Source organism: Ruminococcus bicirculans (ex Wegman et al. 2014) (assembly GCF_000723465.1).
GTDB lineage: Bacteria > Bacillota > Clostridia > Oscillospirales > Ruminococcaceae > Hominimerdicola > Hominimerdicola aceti.
In genome coordinates, this window is the sequence record NZ_HF545616.1 from 2,184,575 (window position 1) to 2,197,554 (window position 12,980).

11 protein-coding genes are annotated in these 12,980 nt (G+C 44.2%); 4 read left to right on the top strand and 7 right to left on the bottom strand.

All coding sequences use genetic code 11. The features are described 5' to 3' along the window. Nucleotides 1-40: 40 nt before the first annotated feature. Genes RBI_RS10255 through RBI_RS10265 form a run of 3 tightly spaced genes read left to right on the top strand, consistent with a single transcriptional unit; the run spans nucleotide 41 to nucleotide 1,580 of the window. Complete coding sequence (locus RBI_RS10255) at nucleotides 41-595, top strand: S1 RNA-binding domain-containing protein (protein ID WP_022287145.1); 555 nt, start codon at nucleotides 41-43, stop codon at nucleotides 593-595. A 32-nt stretch (nucleotides 596-627) separates the two neighbouring features. Further along, nucleotides 628-891: a DUF4321 domain-containing protein gene (locus RBI_RS10260; RefSeq protein ID WP_038672732.1), complete on the top strand. Its 264-nt coding sequence runs from the start codon at nucleotides 628-630 to the stop codon at nucleotides 889-891. A 17-nt stretch (nucleotides 892-908) separates the two neighbouring features. Continuing rightward, nucleotides 909-1,580 (top strand): hypothetical protein, encoded by a 672-nt coding sequence (locus RBI_RS10265; RefSeq protein ID WP_038672734.1) that lies wholly within the window; start codon nucleotides 909-911, stop codon nucleotides 1,578-1,580. A 163-nt stretch (nucleotides 1,581-1,743) separates the two neighbouring features. On the opposite strand, the gene RBI_RS10270 is transcribed toward RBI_RS10265, so the two are convergent. From RBI_RS10270 to RBI_RS10295, 6 genes are all read right to left on the bottom strand, one after another. Next, the gene (locus RBI_RS10270; RefSeq protein WP_038672737.1) at nucleotides 1,744-3,510 is read right to left on the bottom strand and encodes a dynamin family protein; all 1,767 of its coding nucleotides are present in this window, start codon (nucleotides 3,508-3,510) and stop codon (nucleotides 1,744-1,746) included. Further along, nucleotides 3,503-4,492, bottom strand: a complete 990-nt coding sequence (locus tag RBI_RS10275; RefSeq protein ID WP_022287149.1) for a M48 family metalloprotease — start codon at nucleotides 4,490-4,492, stop codon at nucleotides 3,503-3,505. The genes RBI_RS10270 and RBI_RS10275 overlap by 8 nt, the downstream gene beginning before the upstream one ends. A gap of 44 nt (nucleotides 4,493-4,536) precedes the next feature. After that, nucleotides 4,537-6,588: a dynamin family protein gene (locus RBI_RS10280; RefSeq protein ID WP_038673497.1), complete on the bottom strand. Its 2,052-nt coding sequence runs from the start codon at nucleotides 6,586-6,588 to the stop codon at nucleotides 4,537-4,539. Between the two features lie 277 nt (nucleotides 6,589-6,865). Then, entirely contained in the window at nucleotides 6,866-7,555 is a 690-nt protein-coding gene (gene araD / locus RBI_RS10285) for an L-ribulose-5-phosphate 4-epimerase (RefSeq protein WP_038672739.1), read from the bottom strand. Nucleotides 7,556-7,706: 151 nt separating this feature from the next. After that, nucleotides 7,707-9,281 (bottom strand): xylulokinase, encoded by a 1,575-nt coding sequence (locus RBI_RS10290; RefSeq protein WP_038672741.1) that lies wholly within the window; start codon nucleotides 9,279-9,281, stop codon nucleotides 7,707-7,709. Between the two features lie 21 nt (nucleotides 9,282-9,302). Beyond that, nucleotides 9,303-10,772: an alpha-N-arabinofuranosidase gene (locus RBI_RS10295; RefSeq protein ID WP_038672743.1), complete on the bottom strand. Its 1,470-nt coding sequence runs from the start codon at nucleotides 10,770-10,772 to the stop codon at nucleotides 9,303-9,305. A gap of 122 nt (nucleotides 10,773-10,894) precedes the next feature. On the opposite strand from RBI_RS10295, the gene RBI_RS10300 reads away from it, so the two are divergent. Beyond that, the gene (locus RBI_RS10300; protein WP_038672744.1) at nucleotides 10,895-11,680 is read left to right on the top strand and encodes a helix-turn-helix domain-containing protein; all 786 of its coding nucleotides are present in this window, start codon (nucleotides 10,895-10,897) and stop codon (nucleotides 11,678-11,680) included. Between the two features lie 97 nt (nucleotides 11,681-11,777). Here RBI_RS10300 and RBI_RS10305 read toward each other — a convergent pair whose 3' ends face one another. Next, nucleotides 11,778-12,773, bottom strand: a complete 996-nt coding sequence (locus RBI_RS10305) for a diacylglycerol/lipid kinase family protein (protein WP_081856016.1) — start codon at nucleotides 12,771-12,773, stop codon at nucleotides 11,778-11,780. Nucleotides 12,774-12,980 lie beyond the last annotated feature (207 nt).

Sequence of the window (12,980 nt, forward strand, 5' to 3'; positions counted from 1 at the left end):
TATAGCAGAATTTTTATTGCAGAGAGGACACAAAAATCAAATGCAGCTTGAAGTAGGAAAAATTTATGAAGGAAAAGTAACAGGTATCACAAAATTCGGAGCATTTGTGGAGCTTGACAAGGATACGACAGGAATGGTCCACATCTCGGAGGTTGCGAACACATTCGTAAACGAGATAAAGGATCATCTTACCGAGGGTCAGACCGTCAAGGTAAAGGTGCTTAATTTAGGCGACGACGGAAAGATATCGCTTTCTATCAAGAAGGCTCAGCCTGCGCCACAGAGAAAGCCAAGAGAGAACGGTCACCAGGGTGGCAGAGAGGGCAGACCTAACGGTGGTCAGAGAAATTTCAACCGTCAGGGAGGCAATTCTCAGGGCAGACCTAGAAACGACTATAACAGGGATCACAACAGAGACAGAGCGCCACAGGATTTTGCTAAAAATCCGCCTCCGGTGTACAATGCTGACAGCAATTCAGGAAATGCTGATTTTGAGGATATGCTCAGCAAGTTCAAGGCGTCAAGCGAGGAGAGATTTTCTGATCTGAAAAAAGTCATTGACAACAAGAGAAAATCTCCGTCAAGAAGAAAGTAGATACCGATACATAAAACAGAGGATATTCAGTCATGAAAAATTTCAAAAAGACTTTTGCGTTTATATTTTTCATGCTGGCAGGAATAATACTTGGTGCGTTCATAGCTTACGTCTGTGAGGGCAAGGATTATGTGGGCTGGCTTGCATGGGGAAAAAATGTAGGCGTTGAAAGCTTTGCTATAGACCTGTATGTGATAAAATTCAATATAGGTCTTATGGTCCATGCAACTATCTCGCAGATATTCACTATTGCTGCGGCGCTTATAGTGTTCTCAAAGACCTGCAAGGGGCTTTAAGGAGAGTAAATTTTAAAATGAGATTTCTAAAAACAGCAGCAGTAGCTTTAACAGTGGCTGTCTGCCTTTTATGCACTTCCTGCGGTACGCCTGAGCCAAAGCATGACACATTGGTATATCAGGCAAGGGAGGACTATGCGGCGCTTGACTCCGCAAAAGTCGTTATAACCAACGAGGACACTGGTGATATCGAGCAGGAGTTCACTTTCAAGTATGACGAAAAGGATGTGCTGACCTATTCTTACTACGGCAAGAACGGTGGAAAGGAATACGCTCAGTATAACAACGGAATCGAGAGCTACACCTATGATAACGGAGAATACTCACATTTGGTAAAGGGCGACAAGGGCTTTTCAAAGTACACAAGAAAGGCAAAGCACCCACAAGCTGACGAGGGTATGCTGATGTTTGCACCGAAAGCTGTTGAGTCTGTTTCTGACATTATCGGTGATGACGGCTCTGTTACTGTGACGTATGTTTATGACGTTTCAAAGCTGGGAAAGGACGCTGAGGAGATAGGCACAAAGGGCTTTTCCACAACCTATTTTTTCGATAAAGACGGTGAACTTGAATACTTCACTGAAAACACTGTCACAAAGAACGCTCAGTACAACTATCGTGTTGACATAACAGAAAGAAACTCTGTTGACAAGATAGAAAACAATGTTGAGCAATACAAAGACAAATAATTTACTGCATACAAAATGTAGCGGCGACCTGAGGTCGCACGTTGATCTGATACTTTTTAGACATTCCAAACAGGCTGCAAAAACAGCCTGTTTTTTTGTCAAGAAGCATATTTACGCCATTATCAAAAAAACGCCCCAACTTAATGGGACGTTTTTATTTTTGTTATAATTTGCTCTCTGCCAGTATTCTCTGTGGCTCGGCAAGCATTTGCTTTGCTTCCACAAGGGTCTGCCTTATCTCGTCATTATCATAAACCATCATGAGCTGCTGAGCCTGATTGAGGGCTTCTCTGCCCATTTCCACCTGATACTGATAAAGGCTGTCGAGCCTTGCGGCTGCCTTTGTTTCAAGGTCCTGATAAACTGTTTTTATATCCTTGACGATATTATTTCTGATATCGTCATAGTTTTCAAGAGCGATATCAATTATATCGGTCTGCTTTTTCTTTTTAAGGATAAGGCTGAAAACTGACATTGTGGCAGGAGGAAAGGTTTCGCTGGTGCCAAAAAGCTGAACGCCCATAACAGAACGTGTTACATTCTTGTTCAGGGAGGTCATTATCATTTCCACTGACGGAGCCTTTGCCGCCTTTGAAAGATCGTCTATGCCAAGGGCGGAGGCAAGTTCTCTGCCTGTGCCTTCCACTATCTCGGCTATCCTGTCTCTATGGCTCTCGATACAATTTCGATATGCTTCGCCCACCTTTTCCATAAGGAACGAATAGAAATGCTTTTCTATATCCTCAGAGCTGTAAAGGTCGTTTCCGTCTGCGTCTTTTCCTCGGCAATCCAAAATGCTTGCTCTCAGCTTTGAGAAGAACTCATACATCCAAGCTTCGGCTTCCTGCTGCATTTCGATAATAGAAAGATGCAAAGCAGGCTTTTTCTCCTCCAGAGCCTTTGAAAGCTTTTCACACTGCTCCTCAAACTCTTTTGCTCTGTCGGCAAGCTTCTGCTTGTCAAGCTCTGCCATATCGCTTATAAGTCTAAGCTTTGCGGCTGTTTCGTCGCACATCTGCGAAAGCATTGTAAGAACACGCTTTGATCGTATAACGTCCTTCTGCATGATTATATCACGCTGCAAAGACAGCTCGAACTGGAAAAACTGAGTTTCGTAAAACTCTCTTGTACCCTTGTCCAGCGGTCTTTCTCTGCCAAGCTTTCGGCTAAGCTCGTCTGCACCGCTTATGCCGTATACGATAGCGTTAGGCACTATCCTCTCGGATATGTTTCTCACACGCTTTAGTATTTTATCAGCGTCCTTCTGAGAGTTCATTGCGTCTATCATATTCACGAGGATATAGAGCATACCAAATCGCTGAGGCTGGACATGGCTTGCAAGGAACAACTGCTCGCTTTCAGAAAAAGGCAGCAGGCATGATGCCGCATACATGATAGCGTCGGCATTGACAATATAATCCATTACCTGCTTATCAAGGCTCTCCAAGTCAGAAAGGCCTGGGGTATCCACTATCCTTATCTCTTTGAGTATAGGGGCGTTGTCCTTTATCTGAACATAGCTTATTTTTGCAGGGAAAAGCTTCATTCTCTGCTCAAGCTTTTCTCTTGTAATATCCTCCAGCGACAGTGGCACTCTCATGCCGTTTTCAAGGATAGCTTCCACATACTGTGTATGGCCGAAAGATATCTCGTTTATAGTATAAGTTTCAGGTGTAACGTTTATAGGTGCAAGCTCCTTGCCCAGCAGGGCGTTTATAATGGTGCTTTTTCCCCTTTTGAACTCGCCAAGTATGACCAGCGTGAAAGGCTCTTCGCTTTTTTTCTCGATAAGAGCTTCCCAATCGTTCATTTCGCTGACAAAATCCTTGCCGAGCATTTTCGCTATCTTTTCATTTTCAACAAAGGCTTTAAGAGCGGTCTTTACCTGTGCAATATTCTGCTCCGCTGTATTGATATTAGCACTATCCACCTATCACGCCTCCGTTTCCGATTATAATACTGCTGCGCACATCACATATCTGACCTGAAACAAGGTGTCTGTCAGAATCTTCTGCGTCGCCACGCCATTCATAAAGAACTGAGCAATACAGAAACTCAGTAGCTGCGACAACAAGCTTTTCAAGCTCGCTCATAGTATTATCTGTTTTCAGATTTCTTGAAGAAACTGCATGGACGCTCTCAGCCTTTTTGATAAGTCCGTCGGTATCCATATTTTTCTGCTGTCTGCCATAAAAGTCGATATAGCCCTTGTTATAAAGCCCTGTTATGACGCTTATGAACATTCCCGGCTTATCGAGGCAGATAATGCCTGCTCTGTTTGCAGTTATATCAGCATACTTCACCCACTGAACAAGCGCTGTATAAAGCTGATTGTTCACAGTCTGCTTATATGACCTTTCAACTGGTCTGTAAGTATACTTATTGTAATTGAGATATGTAAATGCCATATTATAGGCACAATGATTGTTCTGTATTCTTCCACACTCGCAGCCTATAAGGAACATAAGCTCCTCCTTGCTGCACATTTCCACTACCTGCTTTGAAAGCACGATACAAGGCTCGATGATATCGCTTGCCACAGAGTAGACCTGTGCTTTATCCATATCCCCTCTGACAAAGACGATAGGCACAACAAGCTCTAACCGCTCGGCACACTTCTTCACAATGTCATAGATATCAGGATATTTCAGCGGGCCAACCTGCTCGCACTTAAGAAACAGGTGCTTTGCTTCGGCAGAAACGTCCTGCGAGCCTGCCGCCTTGACGAGCTTTCCCCAGCCCCCAAGTCCCATTATCTTCTGCCTTACGGCAAAGTCGGACTCAAAAGCATAGTCAAGCACGCCGTCAACTATATGGTTCTGATAGCTTCTTGTATAAGCGTTCAAATATGTGCGGAAGCTTGTGTCAATCTGTAGCAGCGGATTTTCCCTTTCCGTTGTATTTGTACTCATGACCTGTCCTCCCTTGATCCTAAAATAATATTTTTATATGACCGTCAGCTTTCCATAGCTTCGGTAAGCACACGTCTTACCTGATATGCTTCCTGAACTATAGCGCTTGCGCTCTCGGCAATATCATGGAGACGCTCCATTTCCTTCTGAGAAATGTTGCTCTTTTCTGTTTTAAGATCATTAAGATTATCAAGTGTTTCCTGAGTATCACGGAGGATTATCTCTGTTTCGCTCTCGATCTTGCCCTTCAGACCCTCAAATGCTGAGAATACCTGACGGCGGACAGTTTCAGTGAAGTCATTATTGAGCTTCATTTCGTGGAACTGCTTTCTCACCTGAGTTTTAAAGTTTGACTTATACTTATCTATTCTTTCCTTAACAAGTATCTTATCAACGGCAAAGTTTGAAGTAAAAGTACCTGCAATGCCTGCAAGAGCCATAAGGCAGAGGGTCACTGGCAGGGTAGCAGTGATGCCAAAGAAGCCTGCAAAGAATATAGCGGTATAATAAGTAGCATAAAATCCTGCAAAGCCTGTTGCTCCGCCCAAAAGTGCGCCCTTTACGCCAGACTCTCTGAAGCCCAGGAACAATCCTCCGACGCCGTAAGAGCCGATAGCAACGCCGATTATCTTATCCATTACGCCGCCGTTCTTTGAAACTCTGTCGGAAATAGTAAACATCTGCTGTATCTTTGTAACGGACTCGAAGAACTCGTCCTCAAATTCCTGAAGTCTTTCAGCCTCACAGGAAACAGCGAAGTTTATGCTGTTCTGTATCTGCTCGCAGATTATCTGCGCTCTTGCCTCTATACTCTCCTTTATTTTCTCGGTGAGCTTTGCGGTAACGAGCTTGAGCTGGTCTTTCTTGAAATCGTCTGATGACATCTGGAAGTTGTCTATAACCTCCATAGCTGTCTGCTCGATGTTTGTCCAATAGCTGTCCAGAACCGGCTGCAGGTCATTGAACACCTGATTTGCGGCGTCGTTGATCTTGACAAATTCCTGTCTTTTCTTATTTCTTATCTCGCCTATCTCTTTGATAGCCTCGTCATACTTTTCCATGAACTCATCGTTAGCCATCATGAGTGCGTTTTCCTGCATAACAACGCTTCTGAGTATCTCAGTACCCGAATTTGTTATCTTATTTGCAAGTATCTGCAATGCGATAACGCCACGCTCTTTTGTGAGCATGGTTTCAAGAGCCTTTTCAAACTCAGGGAAGTTACTCTTTTCAAGGGCTTCCTTATCCCCTGTTTCCTTGGCATTAAGAGCCTGCTTTGCATAAACGCCGATAACTCTCGGAGTTCCTATCTTTCTTTTATAGACCGCAAACTCACGGGAATCCTCGCCCATGACCTTTTTAGCCTTTTCCATAACGTATTTTCCAATACGTCCTCTTACAGTTTCGACTATCTTGTTCTCGTCTGCCTGTGAGAAAGTACCGAAGCAGTTTACAACAAAGATAATTCTTCCCACATCGGAAGTGAGCATTTTCTTTTCCAAAAACTCTTTCTCAAACTGTGAGAAAGGGGAGTTTGCACTGATAACGAAAACGGCTGCGTCTATTTTCGGCAGGATAGACAGAGTAACGTTGGTCATCTGATCATCATCGTTAAGACCCGGAGTGTCTATGATATCCACGTTGTTCTTACAGAACTCGGTATCATAATAAACAGTGGCTTCCTTGACAGTTTCGGCTCTTTCCTCCGACTCTGCTGTAAGCTTTGTTACATAGTCCTCCAGCTTGTTTATATCCACCCTTTCACTTTTGCCGTTTTTGTATTCCACCTGCACATACGGCTCTTCGCTATAAGTAACTCTGTTAAGGGTAGCCGTTGCAGGCAGCACGTCAGCAGGAAGTACCTCCTGACCCAGCATTGCGTTGATAAGGGTACTCTTTCCTCTCTTGAACTCGCCCACTATAGCGACCTCAAAATGCTCCTCGGCAGTTTTCTCCAATGTTTCCCGAATAGATTCCGCAGTATTGACAAGAGCGATCTCCTCGCTCAATCCAAGCAGCGATTTCAGGTTCTCTGTAAGACCCTTTACCGTTTCCTTATAGGACGCATAGCTGCCGTAATCAATTTGCTTTTTCATTACAAGCCTCCGTTCCTCGTTTCTAAGGCAAACCTTGCATGGCATTGCCTTGAGGTAATATCTATACTATATTCCATTCATTTCCGCTGTGACACAATAAATATTACCGTGACATTATTTTAATTATAACATATTATTAAAACATAAGTCAAGAATTTACTTATAACAAGTACAAAAAACTACCCTTTTGTACAAATCAGCGTACATATAATATACATTTTGCACAATATAGGGGCAAAGGCGCAAAAAAACGCCCAGAAAATCTGGGCGCTTGATATCAATTTTGTCCGTAATATGCGTTCTTTCCGTGCTTTCTAAGGAAGTGCTTGTCAAGAAGCTCCTGCTGCATATGACCTATCTCAGGGTTCAGCATCATTGCGTGGAAGTTCATAAATGCGGCTTCTTCGAGAACGACTGCATTATGAACGGCTTCTGCGGCGTCCTTTCCCCATGTAAAGGGGCCATGGCTTTTTACCAGAACGGCAGGTATCTGAGTTGCGTCAAGACCTTTGAAAGCCTCGATTATAACAGTGCCTGTTTCCTTTTCATACTCACCTGCAATCTCCTCAGGGGTCATTGCTCTTGTGCATGGTATCTCGCCGTAAAAATAATCTGCGTGAGTTGTGCCCATTGGTATTATGCCCTTTCCTGCCTGAGCAAAAGATGTTGCCCAGCGACTGTGGGTATGTACTATTCCGCCGATATCAAAGGCTTTGTAAAGCTCCAAATGTGTTGGAGTATCGCTGGAAGGCTTATATTTTCCCTCCACAACCTTGCCGCTTTCAAGATCAACTACCACCATATCATCGGCTGTCATGCCCTCATAAGGCACTCCTGAGGGCTTTATGACCACAAGGCCCTTTTCTCTGTCGATAGCAGAAACATTTCCCCATGTGAATGTGACAAGTCCATATTTCGGCAGAAGCAGATTTGCTTCGCACACCTGTTGTTTTAATTCTTCAAGCATAAAATTCTCCTTTCTCTGATTTGGTAAATGCACCTTTTGTCTGCCCATTTTCCGTACAAGCGAACAGCTCACCGACAATTTGAGAAGACAGTTGGTTGGCGGGCGACCTCAGGTCGCCACTACGATCTATCTATGAATTTCTATGATTTTTTCAGAACTGTGCGTTTTTTTCTGCCGCCAATCCCTTTTTATATCTTTCAAGGAATGTTTTATAGCCCTCTGAGCCTGTCTGCTCAGGCTGAGAAGTTGTCACTTCCATATCTGCGAACACCTTTTTGTCAAGGAAGTCTGCAAGCTTTTCGCCATTTGAAAGCTCCATATATGCCGCAAGGATAGCCATGCCCCATGCTCCGCCTTCGCCTGCTGTTTTCATTACTGAAACAGGGGTAGAAAGTGCGTCCGCCATAAGCTGTGAAGCCACTCCGCTGACCTTGAAAAGTCCTCCGTGACCTGTTATCTTTTCAGCTTTTACCTGCTCTCTGTCAAAGAGGATATCCATGCCTATTTTCAGTGCGGTGAAAGAAGAATAAAGCTGTGCTCTGAAAAAGCTGCCCAAGGTCAAAGTGCTGTCGGGAGTGCGGAAATACATTGGTCTGCCCTCGTCAAGCTTTATAACAGGTTCGCCAGAAAGGCAGTTATAGGCTGTCACTCCACCGCATGAGCTGTCGGCTGTCATGGCATTTTTATAGAGAGTTTCATAAAGCCTGCTCTTGTCTATCTCATTGCCTGTGAGCTTTGCGAACTCACCGAACATATTCACCCATGCGTCAAGCTCTGAACAGCAGTTATTGCAATGCACCATTGCCACAGGCGAGCCGTCAGGGGTGGTAACGACGTCTATCTCCTCGTAAACACCGTTAAGTGGCTTTTCAAGGACGAGCATTGCAAATATGGAAGTGCCTGCGGAGATGTTTCCGGTCTTTTTCAGCACGCTGTCCGTTGCCACCATGCCTGTGCCTGCGTCACCCTCAGGCGGGCAGACCGGCACGCCTGCTTTGAGGCGTCCCTCCGGGTCAAGGAATCTTGCGCCCTCCTCTGTAAGAACTGCGCCCTTTTCCCCTGCATTTCTTACCGCTGGGAGAATATCTTTCAGCTTATGGTCAAAGCCTTTTTCCGCAAGACTTTTTTCTGTAGGCTCGCAATACTCTTTTTTGTATCCTATGCCCTCCACAGGGAAGATACCTGAAGCTTCGCCAACGCCAACTTCAAAGCGGTCTGTAAGCCTTTTGTGCACATAGCCTGCAAGGGTATTGATATAAGCGATATAAGGAACATGGGATTCTTTGTTAAGCACCGCCTGATAAAGATGTGCGATGCTCCAACGCTGTGGGATATTGAATCCCAGTAGTTTTGTAAGCTCTCCTGCCGCCTGAGCGGTCATGGTATTGCGCCATGTTCTGAAAGGCACAAGAAGCTTGTCATTCTTATCAAAAGCCATATAGCCGTGCATCATAGCAGAAATACCCATTGCACCGTATGTTTCAGGATAAATGCCATACTGTGCCTTTACATTTTCTGCAAGGTCTTTATAGCAGGCTTGTATGCCCCCGTGGATATCATCAAGAGAATATGTCCAACAGCCGTTCTCAAAGCGGTTTTCCCACTGCTTCGACCCTGATGCGATAACAGAAAAGCTATCGTCTATAAGAACAGCCTTTATTCTTGTTGAGCCAAGTTCTATGCCAAGATATGTTCTTCCCTGCAAAATTTTATCTTTTACTGTCATTTTTGACTCTCCTTATAGTCCTTATCTCATTGTCACAACTACAACGGAGCATTTTGGCAGGTCTATCTCAAAGCCCTTTTCTGTCATTTTCGCACTGTACTCTTTTGGTGCGACCTTATCGCAGTTATCAAAATCATTATAGTCCCTTACTTCATTGTCAAGTATCCTGCACTCAATGTTCTGATAATTTTCTCCTGCTATATCACAGCAGATATGAGCGTCATCATCTATAGAGCAATTCGCTATAGTGACAGTGAGGACGCCGTCCTTTACTGAGGCAGATTGTGATATCATCGGAATCTTTCCGCCTGCCTGACAATTGTTGGCATAGCTGTAGCAAAGCTCGCCTCCCTGATGAGTTTTGAAAAGATCAAAGACGTGATAGGTAGGCGTCTTTACCATTTTCTCGCCCTCTGTGAGAATAAGAGCCTGCAAAACGTTCACAGCCTGCGCAAGGTTTGCCATTACTACCTTGTCGCTGTGGTTATTGAAGATGTTCAAATTGCAAGCCGCCACGATAGCGTCACGCATTGTGTTCTGCTGATAGAGGAAACCTGGGTTTGTGCCCTCTTCAACGTCATACCAACAGCCCCACTCGTCAACTATAAGACCTATCTTACCCTCTGGATCACGGCGTGACATTATCTCGCTGTGACGTTTTATAAGCTCGTCCATATATAGAGTTTTTGATATAGTTTCGTAATACTCCTCGTCTGAAAACTCAGTTGCACTGCCCTTTTTGTTCCAGTCACCTGTAGGAACAGTATAATAGTGCAAAGAGATAGCCTTTGTGTGCCACTCCCCAAGGTTTGACATTACAACGTCCGTCCAGTTATAATCGTTGGAATTTGGTCCGCAGGCAATTTTGTAAAGCTCATTGCCGCTGAAATTCTTGCAAAAGCTCTGATATCTTCTGTATTCATCGCAGTAATACTCAGGGCGCATCGAGCCGCCGCAGCCCCAGTTTTCGTTGCCTATACCAAGATATTTAAGCTTCCAAGGCTTTTCTCTGCCGTTTTTTCTTCTCAGGTCAGCCATAGGGGAAACGCCGTCAAAGGTGATATATTCTATCCACTCGGAAAGCTCCTGAACAGTGCCGCTTCCGAGATTTCCTGCAAGATACGGCTCACAGCCTATCTCTTCGCACAGGTCAAAGAACTCATTTGTGCCGAAAGAGTTATCCTCCGTCACGCCGCCCCAGTTGGTGTTTATCATTTTCTTGCGCTGTGTTTTTTCGCCGATACCGTCTTTCCAATGATACTCGTCAGCAAAACAGCCTCCCGGCCAGCGGAGAACAGGCATTTTTATCTCCTTGAAAGCTTCGATAACGTCTTTTCTTACGCCGTTTATGTTCGGTATCTCAGAATTTTCGCCAACGTACATTCCGTTATAGATACATCTGCCAAGATGTTCGGAGAAGTGTCCGTATATCTCCGGGTTGATGTGGGAACGTTTGTCTGCGGTATTGATAAGCATTGAAATCTCTTTCATTGTGACCTCCTAAAAGTATATGATTTTAGTTTCAATTATATTTTATCACTTGACAAAAAAACAACAATGATATATCCTATTATTATACTGATACATCATACGAAATTAGAAAAGGAAAACCTATGGAACTTCACGCTTTGGGACTAAACTACAGCCATGACGGGTCTTTTGATATACGCCGTCCAAACGGTTCGGGGGATAATCTTCTGCTTATATTCAAATCCTCTGCGGTGGTGCGTTTGCACGGCAGGGAATACTCAGTTTCCCCTGACAGCGCAATACTATACAAAAAAGGCACTGAGCAGATATACCGTGCCTGCAAGGGATTTTACATTAACCACTGGCTTCATTTTGATTGCGACGATATGCTCACCCGTGACTATTCACTCCCATATGATACGATTTTTATGTTATCAGACGCAGAGAAAACTGAGGATATTTTATCCACCATAAGCAGACTCAGCTTATCTGAAAGCGGCAGGCGTGAGGATTATATCGAGCTTATGCTCAGAATGCTGCTCATAAGACTTGGAGAGGAATATTCTCTCAGCAAGAGCGGTCAGCCGCCAAGAAAGCGCAGTCACTACGCTGACGCACTTGAGCGGCTCAGGGCTGACATCTACAGCTCTCCCTCTGGGAGCAGGAACATTGCCGATATGGCGAAAACTCTCAGCGTAAGCCCCTCCCACTTTCAGTATCTTTACACCTCACGTTTCGGTGTGAGCTGTTATGAGGATATACTCTGTGCAAGAATGAAAAACGCTGAATACTATCTTCTCAGCACTGACATGACAGTGAAAAACATTGCCGCCGTATGCGGATACGAAAATGACGTACATTTCATGCGGCAGTTCAAACGCAGATACAACATGACACCCTCCCAGTTTCGGCTAAAAAACAAAAAATAGGCATATGCAAAAAGCGGACGAAAAGAACTCGTCCGCTTTTGTTCTGTCAAAATTCTGTTAAAAGGCTGGCGACCAAAGTCCGCCCCTACAAAACAGCTTAATCTTCTATCTCATACTGGTCTTCAATGACAACAGGGTGACCGTCCTCGGTCATTATCATATCCCCTGCACTGCACTGAACAGCCGTCTGCTCTGCGGTTATGTCATTGGGTTTGAGTTTGAATCTTATTGCCTGCTTGCAGTTTTCTATCTCAACATATGTATGCTTTCCGCCCGACTCTCCGTCCAACGTCCAAGGAATTTCGTTCACGCTTGTGAATGTGACCTTTGAGGTCTTGAAAGTCACAAAATGCTTATCGTTGAGCTTATTAAGCACTGCTTCATTTATTGTGTTGCTAAGCTCGATAGCGTTCTTAGGTGTCTTTACCAAGACCACTTCAAACAGTCCGTCATCAAAGCATACGCCTGATGCGATAAGCTTTTTCATTCCGCCCACAGAGATAGTGTTTGAGATAAGGCCCAGTATAAAGCTGCCCTCTACTACCTCGCCGTCATGCTCCACTCTCATTTGCTGACCTGTTATCTTTGAAAGCCTTTTTATCCCCTCTGCCACATATGCGGCATGACCAAACTTGTTTTTCAGTGTTTGTGAGGTTTCATAGGAAACGTCAGTGAATGCACCAAAGCCTGCTACATACACAAAATACTGACCGTTGAACTTACCAACGTCATAATCAAAATACACGCCGTCAACTATCTCCCTTGCGGCGTCAAGCATTTTTTTCGGTATGCTCAAAGACTGCGCACAATCATTTGTTGAACCGGCAGGAATATATCCAAGCGGTATTTTCTTATCAAATGTCATCATTGCCTTGACAGCCTCAGACAATGTTCCGTCACCGCCTGATGTGACTATCATGTCATAATCCTGACCGCACTTGCAAAGCTTGTTATAGCCGTCAAGCTTAGCCTGCGTAGGGTATGTGACTACCTCATAGCCGCCCTTTGTAAAAATATCCACAATGTCGCAAAGGTTATCTTTTATCTGTCCCTTGCCAGCATGGGGGTTGAACACAAAAAGCAATTTTTTCATTTTCCCAGCCCCTTTTCGTTTTTCAAATTCCTATTATTCTACTTTTTATCTATCTTTCTTACACACTTTTTACATAGAGAATTATACCACAAATTTCACAAAAGTCAAGTATTATTGTGACAGCCGTCAAAAAGTTCGTCAACAATCACAAACAAGATGTCAGCCAAACCACGAAGATGACAAAGATAATAAGAGCAAAACATATAA